Source organism: Olivibacter sp. CPCC 100613 (assembly GCF_036959255.1).
GTDB lineage: Bacteria > Bacteroidota > Bacteroidia > Sphingobacteriales > Sphingobacteriaceae > Olivibacter.
The window spans coordinates 400,372-416,589 of sequence record NZ_JAWMTI010000001.1; the positions used below are offsets into that span (position 1 = coordinate 400,372).

Consider the following 16,218-nt stretch of genomic DNA (forward strand, 5'->3'; position numbering starts at 1 on the left):
GAAACGGTTTTTTTGTTAACCCTGTTCTTGTTTAAGTGATTGTTGATTTTCTCATAATGTATGGATTAACGTTTATTGGATAATGACGATTTTCTTGGTACTTCCCATGGCCAAAATTTTATATTTTAAATCGAAATAGCTTAAAATCTCCAACGCTTCGATGGCATTGGCATTTCGATGCACTTCTCCCCAAAGCTGGATATCAGGTGCATCTCCTTCAAATTCGATCGATATGTCATACCAACGGGCCATCTGCCGTAATGCTTCGTGGATGCCGGAACCCTGAAACTGAAAGAGACCACTTTTCCATGCAATTGCATTTTCAGCATTGATCTGATCTACCTTTAATTTCCCACTTTTCTTTAAGGCTGCCTGTTCTCCCGGCTTCAGAAGGATGGTATGCTTGGTTTGAAGCGCTGATACTTTAACGCTACCTTCTAATAGGGTTGTTTTAATTTCGGGTTCGTCTTCATAACTGTTGATATTAAAATGAGTACCTAACACCAACAGTTCCTGCCGATCCGTCAATACCTTAAATGGTTGTTTTTCATTTTTGGCTACTTCAAAGTAAGCTTCCCCTTTTAATAGGACCTTTCGCTCATTTCCGGTAAATACCGTAGGATAGCTGAGGGAGGAAGCTGCATTTAACCAAACCTTGGTGCCATCTGATAAAATGACCTGATATTGCCCGCCTTTTGGTGTACTCAATGTATTTGATTTTGCCTCTTGGGTCCCCGGATTAATTTGATAGGTAATCAAACCATCCTCATTCTTCGTAATTTTTATTCCTTCTTTGTCGAGTATCTTCTGGTCCGGCGCATTATCCAATGCTATTTGCGATCCATCGGCCAATGTTAATAGCGCCTTATTGGTACCGGGAGCAAAATCATTTGGGTTGATCTTCGATTTGTCAATGACTTGCGCAAGTGGCTGGCTTGGTTCTTTTTCTTTGAAAAAATAAAAACCAATGGAAACAAAAAGTAAGAATACCGCTGCGGCAACGATCTTGGGCCAAAGGGTAAAGCTTTTATTTTTCGATAAAGCAGGTATGCGTTGATAAACATCTGCTAAATCTGCTTGTATCATTTCTTCCGTCAGATCGGAAGATGGCGGATTAGCCAGTTCATCGTAAAAGGATTCAATCCAAGCTTTTTCAGCATCGGTGCACAGACCTTTTCTGTATTTATGAAGCAACTCTTTGATTCTTTTTTTCTCCATAAGCTCGGTAAATGAGGATCGTTAAAAGTAAAGTACGACAAGGAGGCCTTTGGGGGTAGAAAAAAAATATTTTTTTTATCATTGGCTTAAAACAGCCAATAAAATAGGAGAAGAATAGTATATAGAAAAGCCTCTAATTTGCTTCTTAATATTCGTAAAGCATTCTTAACCTGCGTCTTAACCGTTGCCTCTGACAAATGCAGTTTAGCGGCAATTTCTTTATGGGAAAGATGTGCTTTTCTACTGAGGTTAAATACTTGCCGCATTTTTGAAGGTAATTTACCGACTTCACCTTCCACCAGTTCATGCAGCTGTTTCTCAAGGATACCATAATTGGCCGTATCGGGTACCTCCTTGCTCATCGTCTGGAGCCAATCGAAATAAACAGCGCTGATCTTCCTGTGTGCCATTAATTTAATCACTTGGTTACGATTGGCAATGTATAAGTATCCTGCAAGGTTATTGATGCACAACTCGGTTCTTTTATTCCAAAGGGCGGTAAAAATATCCTGCACGATGTCTTTTGCATCTTCGCGGTTCCTTAGCACATGGTATGCCTGTTTATATAAACGTTCGCCATAGCGCGTGTAAATTTCGGAAAAAGCAGTTCGATCATCCGCTTTTAACAAATGTATTAATTCATTATCCGTATATAATTTATAGGATGACATACACTAGGTGACACTAATTGGATTGAGTAGTTTATCGGTTCGCCGCTACGAATCTACTAAATCATTTTAATATAAAGAAGAAAACGTATTTTGGTACGCATGTTTAGACGTCGGATTGGTTCAATTCGAATTAGGCTGCTTCGTTCTATAGGCTATCACGAAAGTGAATTTTGTTTTTTTAAGTGAGGTAAAAACCGCATCAAAAATCGGATAATTTTATGAAGGGTTATGGGGAGCAACCTTGTGAAAAGCATTATCCAGTTGAATTGCTTCTTTTAAAAGTATTTTTATGGGCTTCTCCTCAATTTCTTCGGGTGTATGGTAAATTCTATAAAAAATTTGTTTGTTGGTTCCATGCGTCAAAAAACCATCCGGATCCTTTAATTTGCATCCATACCAAAAACCGAAAAGAACACCTTTTTTGATACCTCCTCTTGGAACAGTAGCAGGCCAAATAATACAGATCCCTTTGTTACCCTGAAAAAATGGAACATTGTAGGATATTTTCTCTTTACAATATGAAGGAAGTGTTTCAATAACGATCTGTCGTAAAATATCCACCATTATTTTTTCGTCTTCCGGGAGAATAGCAAATAAATCAACCAGGTTTGTAATTTTCATAACTTCTTAAGATAAGTCTTACTCCGTCCTTAAGCTCTTTATCGGTTTTGCAAATTTAGTACCTTTGAATAGATAACTGAATGGATAACAGCAAATAGATGAAGGTTTGTTTAGTACTAAGCGATATACCCCTGCTACGACCAGCTATTTGTTGTGAAAAAACAAAAAGAAATTATGCGTAAAATCATCACCCTCGCGGGCATAGGTATGCTGGGCATGCTAACAGCCAGGGCCCAAGACCAACCTGTACCTGTACAAGATACGATGGCTGTTTATAGGAAAAAGATTGACGAATTGGATAAAGAGATTATTCATTTGTTAGGGGAACGCATGCAGGCGGCCAGAATTATCGGAACGTATAAAATGAAACACAATGTAGCGGTTGTGCAACCCGACCGTTTCAAGAAGGTATTACAACAAGCCATCGTTGAAGGTGAGAAAGTGGGGCTATCGGCTGATTTTGTTAAACAACTCTATGAAGATGTGCATGCTGAAAGTGTGCGTCAGGAAAAAGAATTGAAACAGAAAGATGGTGTACAAACAACGCAGTAGCAACGGCTGTTGTTCATTTTCAACTGCTTTTGGAAAAATGAATGATTTACGCTTATTGTAAATCATTCATCACTTAATTATCCGCCCGATTGTTTTCCCGTTGGTGCTTCCACAGCTCGTCAAAAATCAAGCTACGTACTTTCAAATTGTTAAAAGTACCTTCATCAACTATTCTTCCATCTTGTAGAATGTAGATATAGTCAAAATAGGGCAGCAGGTATAGGCGGTGTAGACTGGAAATCAGCACCTTTTCTTTGAATTCTTCAAAAAGATGTTGATAGATCTTGACCTCTGTTTTAGGATCGATGCTGCTGGTGGGTTCATCCAGTAAAATAATACTACTGGACCGTGCGGCCAATATTCCACGAGCCAGTGCCAATCGTTGTTTTTGCCCCCCACTTAGGTTTACACCCTTTTCCTGGATATGTGATTCCAAACCTTTTGGAAGCGTTTGCACAACCTCCGCAAAATGGGCGATCCGACAGACTTCCATTACTTCTTCATCCCTAAACGATAGCCCAAGGGTGATATTATGCTTGATGGTGTTTTCGAATATTTCCGGTTCTTGCGGAAATAAAGTGACTGCATCGGCCAGGCTTGCGGCATCGATTAATGTATTGTTGTCCAATCGTATTTGGGTGTCGGATTGATGGGTATATAAACCCCTAAGTATGGCCATAAGCGTACTTTTTCCGCTACCACTTTCTCCGATCAACGCGATTTTTTGCCCTCTTTGAATGGTAAGATGGATATTATGTAGGCTGTGCGCTTTTTGTCCGGAAGAGTAGGTTTCGGTATGCGAGAAATTCAAGCCTTCGATCTCGATCTGTTGCCATTTATCCGGTAACATCACAGTAGCTTCCGCCTGATGTTGCCGCTGATAGGCGTCGCTGATATGACGGGAGGTTTCCACATCCGTATTAAACTGAACAATCTGTGTATACTGCCAGGCCACATCGTGAAAAACGCTGGTGAACTGATTGACAAATCCCAGCAGCGCAACCAGATTTCCGATTAAAAAGACTTGACCCTGTTGTCCGTGCTGATAAATATATCCGAGTACCGTAACTACATAAATAAGCGCAACCAACATGTCGGCAATAAACCATTTCAACTCATTTACATGGACAGATTTTCTAAAAGGAGGATAAACATCGGCCACTTTCCCCATTAAGCTTTTCTCCATTCGGTCTTGCAGACGTAAGGTAATCACTGTAATGATGTTGGAAAGACTGTCGAACAGCGTTCCGGAAACGATATGGTCTTTTTCATTTGTTTCGTCCAAAGCCTTGATATAGGGTTTATCAAACTTGAAAATAACAAATACCGTCAGAAGTCCGATCCCTACGCCAATCAATCCAAACAAGGGTGAAAATGCGATCATTGCAATGAGGGAAAAAACAAACTTCATCAATGCATAGGTATACATAAACCCGTTCTCAAAAAAGGATTTCAGTGCTGTGTAAGCTTTCCGGATTCTGTTGATGGTGATTCCTGAGTGGTTATCCTGATGCCATTTCACCGGAAGATGCAGCGTTTGATGATAACGATCCTGCAAGAAATTTCTACTGAGTGCGAATGCCAGCTTCTGTTCGAGTATTCGGGCCGGGCCATGGAAGCTCCATTCTACTAGCTTGAGAAGCAGGTAAGCCCCAACATATATCCAAGCGTAGCGTAAGTACGTAGCACCCTGCTGTTGTATCCCGTTAATAAACCAACCGTACAGGAGCGGATAAGCAGCAAAAGCAGCGCTAGCCAATATGAATAACCCGTAGATGGAAACGTAGCGTTTCTTCTCGCCTCGGGCATAGATCCAGGCAGTGCGCAGAAGAGAAATATAGGGATTGGTCATAATTCAATGTTTGAAATCTAAAAGTATAAAATCCACCGCAACCGGGAAATAGGTTTTTCGAAAAGTGCATACTATGCGCTATTTACGAAGATAGAGCGACTCTAATAAAAGACGAGATGGGACGAAAGGGGGTACGATTTTTGAACAGGAAAGAAGACATGCAACAACAGCGAACATTTGTTATGGGTGATATTCATGGCGCCTATAAAGCATTGATGCAATGCCTTAAAGGAACGGATTTCGATTACGATAACGATGTGTTAATACAGCTGGGGGACGTGGTAGATGGTTACGGAGAAGTCTTTGAATGTGTGGAAGAACTCCTTAAAATAAGGAACCTGATCGCTATCAAAGGAAATCACGACGATTGGTTCGATTCGTTCCTTCAAACGGATTACCATCCAGGTGCTTGGAATTACGGCGGCAAAGGCACTATTGTTTCTTATCTAAAACATGCCGGAAAAGACATTATCTGTATACCATCGAACAGGGGATATAAAACCTCGCTAAATTCGTCGGATATCCCTTCTACGCACCGACAGTTTTTTCGAAATCAAAAGCTTTATCATATCGACAGCGAACAAAGATGTTTCGTGCACGCAGGTTTTGACCGCAACATACTGTTCAGTAAACAAGTACCAAACAAATACTACTGGGATCGAGACCTTTGGATGGATGCCATTCATCATGCCGCGTCAGGTGGAACTGTCGCGGATTTTGAAAGCAAAGCAAGCTTCCGCGAAATATTTATCGGCCATACACCAACCATAAATTGGAATACAGACAAACCGATGCATATACTCAATATCACCAACCTCGATACAGGTGCGGGGCACTCGGGAAGACTTACGATGATGGATATGGACAGCAAGCAATATCGGCAATCGGACCCATTACCGAAACTCTACTCGGAAAACTTTCGGAGCTAGCAATCTATATTTTTGTTGGATCGTTACCACCTACTCAAACTATTGCTCCGCTGGAAACGTTTGGAAAAAACATGATGGATTCGTTTTTATCGACCCGGATGGTCATAGATTTAATGCCTTTTATATGGAAGGCTTTTAAACATCATGTTCATATATTTCCTACCTCTTCTTTTTTATGTTCGCTCGAATGGGTAACTTGCCTTGGCAATACATAAACTTATGTCAAACAAAGAGCAGGGATTTCAGAAAGGAAAGAGTTTTATAAAGGATAATTATATGTTTCCTGCATACTTTAGCGGTAAGTGGAGTTTGGAAAGACTGGTATTCCAACAACCGGAAGTATTATTTGCAAAAGCTTATGGCGTAGCCGAATTCCAGGAAAGCACAGCGAACGATACCATGCTGTATTCGGAGACCGGCAACGTTTTTCCTTTAAAGTCTCAACGTGCGTTTCGTTTTTATAGAAATTATCTTTATCAATTTGACCGCAACTATCTCGCTGTATGGCTTAATGACGAAATCAATAAAAATGTTCTTTTTCAAGAATATATCTTTGATCCCTTAGAAAATAAATATACGCCTAAACAGGAACACCTATGCAACAAAGATCGCTATACTGCGCTTTTCAAATTAAATGAAATTGATACCTATTTTCATAGCTGTAAAGTGGTTGGACCCCATAAGGATTTTTTTATAAATACAACTTTTACAAGACTCACGAAGCCCGCCAGTTAATATTTGCCTTAACTAAATAAGGCTCATTATCCGGAAACATGTTGGTAAACAGCACACGATTGAGCAAAGTATAAATCTATCGGTTTGCTTTTCTTTTTAATGTTGTATAGAATGGCTACCTTGGTATAACAATCAATAAGTTTATGCCAAACAAGAACAAAGAACTGGAATTCTGGGAAAAAAGCTTTAGCGAAAAACAGGAAATGTGGGGTTTTGAACCCGCTAATTCTGCCATCTTAACGAAAGATTTCTTTCTGGAAAATGCTGTAAAAAACATGCTTATTCCCGGAATTGGTTATGGCCGGAATGCGCAGATATTTGTAGATAATGGCATCAAGGTGACAGGTATTGAGATATCAAAAACGGCCATTGAAATCGCCAGAAAACATTATGGAGAGGAGATGACGATTTACCATGGCTCCGTTACGGACATGCCTTTTGACCATGCTCGTTTTGATGGTATATTCTGCTACGCATTAATCCATTTATTGAACAGCGATGAACGAGCGAAGCTAATTCGCGACTGTTATAATCAGCTCACAGAAAACGGTTATATGGTTTTTACGGTTATTTCAAAAGAAGCACCGACCTATGGACAAGGTAAACAGATAGGCAGGGACCGTTATGAAATGTTTGGTGGTGTTCATCTATTTTTTTACGATCGCGAATCAATTAAAGCTGAATTCGGCCGTTTTGGTTTGTTTGAAATTATAGCGATTACAGAGAACTATCCGTTTTTTCTGATTAAGTGTAAAAAGAGTTAATCCGTCATATATTGTCCCATTTTTACTGCTCCTTGTTTTAAGGTCACAATTTCTGATCTTAAAACAAGGAATTCTACTTTAACGTAACATCCAAATAAACGGAGTGACGTCCGTATGTTTCATAGAATGGTTTAAAGATTACATTGTCTATAGTGAATTCCAACTGCTTTGGGTTTCCTTTAATTGACTTGCTAATATCTCGCGCATCTAAGGTTACTTTGCGCCATTCTTTTCTGGCTTCGGTCTCCTGTGCTGCCAGTAATATCGGTCCATAAAACAGGCTGGCTATATTCTGCTGATCCATCACGGGATCGAGATGAAATTGGAAAGGCATCTGTAAATCGATCACATCGCCATCTTTCCAAGTGCGGCTTAATTTTAGATAGGTACCGGGGTTTGCCTGAACTGGTTCTGTGACGCCGTTGATCTTAACAAAGAATCCTTTGGTTGCCCATGCGGGCACCCGTACATGAATATCAAATTGCCCATTACCTTTTATTGTCAAACGGCTGTGATCTTCTCTTGGAAAATCCGTCGTTTGCTGCACAGTTACTTTGCGTTCTGCCCATTGCAGTGTTGAAGGTATATACAAATTGACGTACAGGGCTTTATCATCCTTACGCTTAAAGTAAATTGAATTTTGCAGTTTGGTACTACTTTCTATGGCCGTACCATTGCAGCAGGTAAAACCAGTCATATTTGGGTTGCCGAATTGCTTGATGGAGCCTGGCCTGAGCGGTACGTGATATGTATTGGCAGGGCTGTGCTCAGCTACGGAGGCCAAAATATGATTGTACAGACCACGCTCATAATAGTCCATCAACTCGGTCCGTTGATCGAAAAGAAATAGATCACCTGTCAATTTTAGCATATTGTAGGTGGCACAGGTTTCATTTTGTCCTCCTGCCGAGAAACCATTTTCGTACAAAGTTGCCGGTTGATTGATAAAGCATTCAGCATTGGCAGGATTGCGTGCTCCCGCAACACCCCCTATGCTGTACATATAGTCGTTCACGGCCTTATGCCAAAAATTATCCGCTATTCTGTAGTATACCGGATCATTGGAGACACGATACATTTCAATGCTGCCTACAACTTGCGGTATGTGTTGGTTCGCATGTAAGCCTCGAAATGTATCTACATTCTTAGCCAAACCATGCGAATGATTGGCATCGCCATAGAACATATTGATGTTATCAAACAATTGTGCTGTTTTAAGGTAACTCGGTTCATTCGTGATTCGATACAGACGGGCCATCACCTCATTCATACCGCCAAATTCACCGGCGATGTAAGTGTTCCACATCTTTATAAGGGTTTCCGTCGGCAGCTTGCTTAAACGGGTATATACCCAATTACTCATACCCCTCGCTATTTCGAGTGCCTTTTTATTACCGCTGACTTCATATACATCCATCAGTCCTGCCAGAATCTTATGTAAGGTATAATAGGGTGCCCACACTTGATTTTTTTGTCCCCCATACTTGGCACCCTGTTCCAACATGATAAACTGATCAGGTGGGTAAGCACTGATAAACCCTTCACCCCAATTCCAGTAATCGGTACGGATACCTTCTTCGCTCAGGTCGGAGTCATAGTCTGTTTTTCCCGGACCATGAGGCACAGCTGTCGGATCAGCTACATGAGTACCTCCAGCTCCTTTCGGCTTGCCAGAGAGCTGAGATAACTCGTAGAGCGTATTCACCATGTACGTCATTTTTTGTGCGAAATTGGTTTGAAGCGCTTTGTCGTATCCTGTGCTGGCATAAGCCTGTGCAATTGCTGTCAGGTAATGGCCTGTGGCGTGCCCTCTTAGTTTTGTATCCTGACTATCCCACACACCCAAAGGCTTTGCCCCTTCCGGCTGTTTTTGGCCAAAGGCATGGCGAAACATATAAAGAAAAGAGTTGGGGTCGGTTTTAGCCAATGTGGTGATGAACTTATCGCGATTTTCGATAAACTTAGTTTGGTGACCGTGTATATCGGTATCTAAAGAAACTTGATTCAGACCGAAGGGAACGAGTGTTAAACTTGGTGTTGTACGCTTAGCATCTCTGACAGTAACAAGGGCTTTGGGTTGTAGATCGGTTCCAGGAACTCGCCCGATAATGGTATAATGTCCTGTCTGAAGAACAGCACTGTTATCTGTAGGAGAGGGCCAAAGAACACGTACTTCCGGGCCGCTGACTCCATCCCGATAGGTTCCCTTTAAGTAGCTGGGTAATCGTGGTAAATTTCCGACTTCCGTCTCAACCTCCACATCGGACACCTTGACTAAATAGGTATTATATAGCTTTGAATGATCAGAAGAAAACTGCGGAAGATTATCTTCTGGTTTACCCACATTCACCGCCGTTTGTTGTCCACCTCCTAGCGCGTTGTGGTAGATTCCGGCAACTTGCTTACTGCTAAGAGAAACCCGATAAATACGAAAATCGTGTATCATAGCATCCAGATTGGGATCTCCAGGTAATAGCGATTTACCGATGTAAAGCTGCCTTTTGAGGTCCTGTTGACCAAATACTACCGTTAATTCTGCTGGAATGTTTTTAGCTTCACCTACTGGTTTACCATCGACATAGCTAAGAATCGATTTGGAGAAGACATCGATAACGATGGCAAGATGAACCCATTTATTCTGCGGTATTGTCGATGAAACGGCACCACCTTTATTATCATTTTTTACTGTTATCAACGTCTGGTAACCTTCTTGATCCTTGGTTCCGACAGGAGCAGCAAAGAAATGCTTGATAGCATCCTGTCCGAAATCAAAGAAATGTTGACCTCGCTGATCGGAACGTAAATAGATCCATCCGGAGATACTCAGTGACTCTAAATCGGTTAACGCTTCGCCTGGAATCGTAATAAAATCATGGTCTGCACCGGAAAGCGACAATACTTTTCCAAATCGCTTGTCATTAACAAATTTTACCTCGGCACCTTGAAATTTAGCGTGCAAATTATTGCGAGACCAGTCTTTGGTATCTCCGCCAAACACATAGCGTGCAATCATGCCGGTTTCCCCAATCCCATCCAATATTTGATCACCACTTTGTGCTTGCACGGTATACGTACTTTGCATCAACATTAGAACAAAGAAGATAGCACGCATGATTACTTTGTACATATTTGTTAGCATAAATTATTGTTAGATTTTGTTGCCTCACACATCCTTAAAATGAAGCCGTTAAATTAGGTAATTTATTGTTTGATAATTTTTGATAAAACTAGGGAGATTCTCTAGGTTTCTTTAGGCCTATTTTAACAAATGATCACAGGATATTATCAGGTAGGCTATATACAATGAATGAGGCGTAATCTTCATGTAGAGCTTAATAATGTGTGGCCCTTCTTCTGGTAAAGTTTAAATCTATAATCTTATGAAGGTACCAATAGCAAGGTTTACCTAGCTATTGGTATTGACAATATCCCCAGAACGGAAACATAAGATAGAAAAGAGAAGATGGAATTGATAACGTACGTTTATTAGGGCTCACTGCAAACAGATCCTCCCGTATTATTGGTCATGGTATTTTCCCATTGTCCAAAATTGGTTACCAATTCCGGATGGCGCATACTAATAGCGCACCCCTGATTGTTTGTAATCTGGTTGTTATATACCTGGCAACCATCATCCGGCTGGTTTAGGTTGTTCTGAAACCGTATCGCATGCCCATTGGTCTGGTCGATTGTACAATTGAAAATATTAGCGCCATTAGCTGCATCAATACCAATGGCACCAACTCCTCGCTTGCTGAGGTTGTTTTTGTAAATCCAGACATTTTCTACAAAGCAATTATGAGATCCACCGTCGATGGTAATGCCTTCACCCCCATTTTCGTAGGTCTGGCTATTTTTAATGCGATTATCGGAACTGCCCCACTGAGAAATACCGACTACATAATTATAATAGGTTTTTACTCCTTCCATCCAGATTCTATTTGCATTGTGAATCAAAATGCCCGAATGCCCACTGTTGCGAAAATGGCTGTTGTATATTTTTGTATCGTCCCCGAAAACACGAAGATTCGGTTCCGGCAGCATCCCCCCGTCAATATAAATCCAATCGATTACCGTATGGAGGATACCTGCATCTACGTCCAGTACGGCAACCCCTTGTCCCGAACTTGTTACGGCCTTACGCATATAATTGGTCGGGTCGGTGCCATTATTTTCTCCTCGAATCGTCAAACCGTTTTTGTTAATATGAACAGTGCCGTTGAAATAATGGTTTCCTGCCTGAATAATAATGATATCGCCCGAAACAGACTGATTGATCAAGGTCTGTAAGGCACTTGTCTCATCCGGTCCATTCTGAGCCGCTAAGTATCGTGTAGTTGCATCCTGAGCCAATGTCAGTGTTTGCGAATCTAAGCTATTGGCGGTAAGGCCGGGTCGGTCTTTCATCATATCAGACTTTCCGCAAGAGGCAAATACAAGACTCAGTAAGACCCCCTTCAATAAGTAGGCTTTTATCATAATAATTGGTTTTTAAGGGTTTATTAAATAACTAATTCAAATCTAAGGGCGCAATTACTTAATTGGTTTTTTAATTTGCTTCAAAAATTCATCAAATCATCTCATTTCCTGCAAATTTTCATACAGCATGTGAGGTCTTGTATTCTTCGTGAATTTGTATTGGTTTAGGATAGGGTTGCAAATAAAAAGAGCCATTTCTTTTCCAAGAAATGGCTTCATGTAGCGTATATTCTTCTTTTTATTGCTTTTCAGCGACGTTTAAAGATGATTCACCTTGCAGCTTATCGGCTAAGCGTTTCATATAGAACCCACCTACGACGCTCCGTGCCTTAAAGTTCTCACGGATTCCCGTGTTTGAATCATAAAAATCATTCAATGGAACACGGGATTTCGTCTCAATTGCATGCCGGTATACAGGTTTCACCAGAGCTTCAAACTCCTGACGGGTCGGTGCAAAGCTTGCGGTCCACACAATCCAGTCGTTTTTAGTGTAGGCTTTTCTACTATCCAATGGTAAACCGAATTTATTTTGCTTAGTGAGGTAATAGTTGATTTCGGTATCATATACTTTTTGTGGAAAGAGGTTTAGATCTAACACCTTATCCCAAATCAGGTTATATTTCTGGCTCCAGGTATCTTTATTGTCAAAAGTAAGCGCATAATGATCACCGGCATCAGCCATTGCGATCCATTTAGGTACCATGGCCTCGGCAATAGCACGGTATTTCTTGGCAGTTTCGGTTTCACCAATGGCTTCAGCCATTTGCGCATAGCAGGCGATGCCAACAATGGCTTTAACCGATAAATTGGCATTGCGTGCCAAATGACCGGCAAAGTCATCGGTACATAGCTGGGTTTTCGGATCAAGCCCCTCCTTCGTCAAGTAATCGACCCATGTAGTAAGCGTTTTCCAATGTTTTTTTGCATAGTCGCCTTTGTTCTGCACTTTGGTGATAGCCGCTGTTAAAATGATCATATTGCCCGACTCCTCCACCGGCATAGGCTCACCATAGGTTTGACCATTGGCCTTGGGATAAGTACCCAAGTCATGCGCCGCCCATGGGTGGGGATATTTGCCGCTTTCGCTGAAGTAAAAGATACCATTTAACATCCCCTGCAACAGTTCCGGATTATAGATCAGATACAACGGCGACGATGGATAGGTTACATCTACCGTATTAATGAAACCACCGCTGTTATTTTCTTTAGATAGCCACAATAGCTCTCCTTGTGGACTCTTAACCAGTGTATGCGCAGCAATGCTTTGACGATAGGCCAATACACACAGATGTGCGTAATCTTTGCCGCCGGATTTCAGGACATCTGCATAAAGCTGTTTATCAAAATCAGCGCATTTGCTCATAATAGCCTTGTAATCGTTCGCGGCGTGGTTGAGCTGGTTTTCGATAGTCTCTTTGCCCGAGTTGTTCCACCAAGGCCTCAAATTGTTCTCAAAGTACTGAATGGCGTAGATTTCATCATATCCTAGTTCCATGAAACGCTCCACCCCGGTTTTGCCAACGGTACCAAAAGGTATCACAGTATTGAGCGATAACGATTTGCCTTTTGCCTTTGTGGAAGCTGTGTTACCTTCCCGAAAGGCATTAACAGCCGATGACACAGGGCTTATAAACTGAGTGGCATCATTTACTTTTGGTACAGCAACATAGAAGTAGCCCCAGTCTATACGCATATCATCAGCACCCTTTTGCAAAATGGGTTGCTCAACCGTACCTGTTTTCAGAATAGACAATTGATCACTTGTATACTGTTGGGCGGTCACTTCCTGCGATGGCTTATATACCGCAATGTTTGATGAGGCTCCTAAAAAAACTTTTACGGCATGTTCTTTTTCGTCATTAGCCCTTACATGATACGTAATATAGGAAACGGGTCTCGACAATAAGCTGAGGTCATCCATCAGCAAGGGAGATGTAAAAGTCACTTTCAGATTTACCTTTCCTGCTTCAAAGTGATAGATCGTTTGCGTGGCAGTAACTTCTACTTCCTTTTGCACCGCCATTTGTATTTCAGCCCCCTTTTCTTGCTGCTTATCGACCAAACCAAAATCGAGGAAACGCCCACCGGCGGTATTTACCAGGTGGATGGCAATCAGGTTCTCTCCTGTTTTCAAATCCGCCCTATTGATTGACAAATATTGAAAACTGTTGGTCCAACCTGTTTTCTCGTACACCTTCTTCCCGTTTAGAAAAACCTCCACATTATCATCATGATTCAGTTTTAACAAAAGCTCGTTGATACTTGCCAGATCCTGAACAGGAAAGGTACGTCTTATCCAAATATTATCCGATTTCCAAAGGGTTTTTACGTTTTTTTCGTCGTCACCAATGGGTGCTGATCCTGACTTCCAGTTGCTTGCATCATAACCAGCGGTCGTCCATTCTCCTGTCGGTTCTGCTTCGGTATATCGTATGGTATAGGCTTCTTCATCAGACGTGCTCAGTATGGTCTTATAACTGGGTTCTTCTTTACCCATGAAACGGTAGATTTCACCGTCAACATCAATCAATCCTAAAAGTGAATGATCGGCCTCGGTCCAGTGCTTGGTAGTCGATGTATTCAGCTGATCGGTAGTTGACCAAATACTGAAATTTGGATTGTGTGTAATCAACGGATAAGCCGGGGCCTTTCTATCTTGTGCCAGCGCTTGACCTATTACCAATAAACAGGTAAATAAACCCCAAGCCTTTATTCTTTTAAGGTTGTTCATCGCAATAATTGGGTATTGAAAAGATTTAACTATATTAATGACGGTAAAGTTAACATACTATGCTAACCCGATTTAGCATAGTCGTGTCAAGTTTTAGCTGATTTGTCTCAACATGGATTCATCCGCGCGCTGACAAGGGGAGCTTGGTTAAGCGCATTTAAGACGATGCCCAACATGATATGGGTATTCATGTTGGGCATTGCCTATATTTAAATTATATCTTATTCCACATCAAACCAGAGCCTGGTCAGCAAGGTATTGCTTCCTTGCCGCGCAATTGCCTCTTGATAACTCTTTCCATTCAACGATTGCTCGGTGCCGGGATACAGGAAGCGCAGTGGTATTTCCCCACCTAAGACACCCGCTACTGCCGGCGCAAGTTGCGGATAATCTAATCTACGCCATTCAGCAAATGCCTCCAGCCCTTGGCCATAAAGTGCAATCCATTTTTGCTCTCCGATAGACTTTTTATATTGCTGCGGGTTAAACTGTACTTCCGCCTGTTGGAGATAGGATACAATCAACTCATTACTCACCTTGTATTGCTCCAATGATGCACGGATAGCCTGTTGATAAAATACGGCCGCGTCACCCGTTATCAAACCACGACTCACCGCTTCTGACAAACCAAAGAGTACCTCTGCATAACTTGTAATCACTGCGGGCGCATGTGGATCTCGAAAATAGGCCCCCGGCCGTGAAGTTCGGGCGAAACCTAAATTACTGGCATCGCTGGATGTTAAACCGTTCGGCACACCGATGTATTGTTCGGGTGTAGATGTCTGCGTTGTATCAGCATAAATAGCTAAACGTGGATCGTTCAGTGCACGCAACTTATCAATGATCGTTTTGCTTACGCGATAATCCTCTCGTGCTTCAAAGGAAGCGCTTACCGGGTTTCTATACGGAGCATCTTCATAAATCAATTGTGCATTTTCATCGTTTGACGCAATATAGCCGGCACCTTCTGTCGCAATTTCGGTTAAGGTACTTTTCGACAAATCGGGCAGCCGATCAGCAATACGTAAAGCAAATCGTAAACGCAACGCGTTGGCAAAATGCTTCCATGCTGTGATGTTACCGTGATAAATAATGTCACCCTCGATTCCTTCTTCATCTGCACTCAATAAGGCTTGTGCATTTTTAAGATCATTTAACAAGCCTTTATAAACGGTTTCTTGGCTATCATAGGCCGGCGTAAGATATTCTTCTATATTCCCTGCTTGGGTATAGGGTATTTCACCATAGGCATCTGTGAGCAATGAAAAAATCCACGACTGCAGTACCAATGCAACCCCCTTATAATTGTTATTACCTGAATTGTCGGCGAGCGACTGGATAATCTTTAACTGGCTGATACTTTTGGAATACCAGGTTGACCATCCATCTGTGAAATCATTATTGGTAAATATATACCGATCCGGATCGGTATATTGAATCCGGGCCCAATGTTGGATAAACAAAAGACTGGAGGCCATATTATTGCTTACACCCCAATAGCTGTCGGCCGTTGTTTTGATGGTGCTGGTAAGCAAATATGCCGGTTGCGGGGTTTCCGCTTCATTTGGGTTTTTATTAATTTCTGCTAGATCATCCTTACAAGCGGACAATAGTCCGAACACGGCAAGGAATAACAGGCTATATTTTATTTTCTCTTTCATTTCTT

The 16,218-nt window shown here is 41.6% G+C and carries 12 protein-coding genes; 4 read left to right on the forward strand and 8 right to left on the reverse strand.

All coding sequences use genetic code 11. From position 1 onward, the window contains the following. Window positions 1–72: 72 nt before the first annotated feature. The 3 genes from RYH73_RS01600 to RYH73_RS01610 all read right to left on the reverse strand — a co-directional run bounded on the left by RYH73_RS01600 (window position 73) and on the right by RYH73_RS01610 (window position 2,510). Entirely contained in the window at window positions 73–1,218 is a 1,146-nt protein-coding gene (locus RYH73_RS01600; protein ID WP_335311501.1) for a FecR family protein, read from the reverse strand. An 86-nt stretch (window positions 1,219–1,304) separates the two neighbouring features. Continuing rightward, complete coding sequence (locus tag RYH73_RS01605; RefSeq protein ID WP_335311502.1) at window positions 1,305–1,889, reverse strand: RNA polymerase sigma factor; 585 nt, start codon at window positions 1,887–1,889, stop codon at window positions 1,305–1,307. A 216-nt stretch (window positions 1,890–2,105) separates the two neighbouring features. Continuing rightward, complete coding sequence (locus RYH73_RS01610) at window positions 2,106–2,510, reverse strand: DUF1801 domain-containing protein (protein WP_335311503.1); 405 nt, start codon at window positions 2,508–2,510, stop codon at window positions 2,106–2,108. Window positions 2,511–2,684: 174 nt separating this feature from the next. Here RYH73_RS01610 and RYH73_RS01615 point away from each other — a divergent pair, with 174 nt between their 5' ends. Beyond that, window positions 2,685–3,062 (forward strand): chorismate mutase, encoded by a 378-nt coding sequence (locus tag RYH73_RS01615; protein ID WP_335311504.1) that lies wholly within the window; start codon window positions 2,685–2,687, stop codon window positions 3,060–3,062. A 73-nt stretch (window positions 3,063–3,135) separates the two neighbouring features. Here RYH73_RS01615 and RYH73_RS01620 read toward each other — a convergent pair whose 3' ends face one another. Then, window positions 3,136–4,914, reverse strand: a complete 1,779-nt coding sequence (locus RYH73_RS01620; protein WP_335311505.1) for an ABC transporter ATP-binding protein — start codon at window positions 4,912–4,914, stop codon at window positions 3,136–3,138. A 116-nt stretch (window positions 4,915–5,030) separates the two neighbouring features. Between RYH73_RS01620 and RYH73_RS01625 the strand changes: the two genes are divergently transcribed. From RYH73_RS01625 to RYH73_RS01635, 3 genes are all read left to right on the forward strand, one after another. Continuing rightward, window positions 5,031–5,843, forward strand: coding sequence for a metallophosphoesterase (locus RYH73_RS01625; RefSeq protein WP_335311506.1), 813 nt, complete (start codon window positions 5,031–5,033; stop codon window positions 5,841–5,843). A 219-nt stretch (window positions 5,844–6,062) separates the two neighbouring features. Further along, entirely contained in the window at window positions 6,063–6,578 is a 516-nt protein-coding gene (locus tag RYH73_RS01630) for a DUF6314 family protein (protein WP_335311507.1), read from the forward strand. Window positions 6,579–6,721: 143 nt separating this feature from the next. Next, on the forward strand, window positions 6,722–7,342 hold the full coding sequence (locus RYH73_RS01635; protein ID WP_335311508.1) for a class I SAM-dependent methyltransferase: 621 nt from the start codon (window positions 6,722–6,724) through the stop codon (window positions 7,340–7,342). Window positions 7,343–7,415: 73 nt separating this feature from the next. On the opposite strand, the gene RYH73_RS01640 is transcribed toward RYH73_RS01635, so the two are convergent. From RYH73_RS01640 to RYH73_RS01655, 4 genes are all read right to left on the reverse strand, one after another. After that, on the reverse strand, window positions 7,416–10,469 hold the full coding sequence (locus RYH73_RS01640) for a beta-L-arabinofuranosidase domain-containing protein (RefSeq protein WP_335311509.1): 3,054 nt from the start codon (window positions 10,467–10,469) through the stop codon (window positions 7,416–7,418). A gap of 359 nt (window positions 10,470–10,828) precedes the next feature. Then, the gene (locus RYH73_RS01645) at window positions 10,829–11,821 is read right to left on the reverse strand and encodes a right-handed parallel beta-helix repeat-containing protein (protein WP_335311511.1); all 993 of its coding nucleotides are present in this window, start codon (window positions 11,819–11,821) and stop codon (window positions 10,829–10,831) included. 238 nt (window positions 11,822–12,059) lie between these two features. Beyond that, window positions 12,060–14,552, reverse strand: a complete 2,493-nt coding sequence (locus RYH73_RS01650; protein WP_335311512.1) for a glutaminase family protein — start codon at window positions 14,550–14,552, stop codon at window positions 12,060–12,062. A gap of 221 nt (window positions 14,553–14,773) precedes the next feature. Next, window positions 14,774–16,213: a SusD/RagB family nutrient-binding outer membrane lipoprotein gene (locus tag RYH73_RS01655; RefSeq protein WP_335311513.1), complete on the reverse strand. Its 1,440-nt coding sequence runs from the start codon at window positions 16,211–16,213 to the stop codon at window positions 14,774–14,776. Window positions 16,214–16,218 lie beyond the last annotated feature (5 nt).

Excerpts from the sequence above, each read along its gene's own strand:
- RYH73_RS01610 (WP_335311503.1), bottom strand. The coding sequence starts at position 2,510 with ATGAAAATTACAAACCTGGTTGATTTATTTGCTATTCTCCCGGAAGAC.
- RYH73_RS01605 (WP_335311502.1), bottom strand. The coding sequence starts at position 1,889 with ATGTCATCCTATAAATTATATACGGATAATGAATTAATACATTTGTTA.
- RYH73_RS01645 (WP_335311511.1), bottom strand. The coding sequence starts at position 11,821 with ATGATAAAAGCCTACTTATTGAAGGGGGTCTTACTGAGTCTTGTATTT.
- RYH73_RS01620 (WP_335311505.1), bottom strand. The coding sequence starts at position 4,914 with ATGACCAATCCCTATATTTCTCTTCTGCGCACTGCCTGGATCTATGCC.
- RYH73_RS01615 (WP_335311504.1), top strand. The coding sequence starts at position 2,685 with ATGCGTAAAATCATCACCCTCGCGGGCATAGGTATGCTGGGCATGCTA.
- RYH73_RS01655 (WP_335311513.1), bottom strand. The coding sequence starts at position 16,213 with ATGAAAGAGAAAATAAAATATAGCCTGTTATTCCTTGCCGTGTTCGGA.
- RYH73_RS01650 (WP_335311512.1), bottom strand. The coding sequence starts at position 14,552 with ATGAACAACCTTAAAAGAATAAAGGCTTGGGGTTTATTTACCTGTTTA.
- RYH73_RS01600 (WP_335311501.1), bottom strand. The coding sequence starts at position 1,218 with ATGGAGAAAAAAAGAATCAAAGAGTTGCTTCATAAATACAGAAAAGGT.
- RYH73_RS01625 (WP_335311506.1), top strand. The coding sequence starts at position 5,031 with ATGGGACGAAAGGGGGTACGATTTTTGAACAGGAAAGAAGACATGCAA.
- RYH73_RS01640 (WP_335311509.1), bottom strand. The coding sequence starts at position 10,469 with ATGTACAAAGTAATCATGCGTGCTATCTTCTTTGTTCTAATGTTGATG.
- RYH73_RS01635 (WP_335311508.1), top strand. The coding sequence starts at position 6,722 with ATGCCAAACAAGAACAAAGAACTGGAATTCTGGGAAAAAAGCTTTAGC.
- RYH73_RS01630 (WP_335311507.1), top strand. The coding sequence starts at position 6,063 with ATGTCAAACAAAGAGCAGGGATTTCAGAAAGGAAAGAGTTTTATAAAG.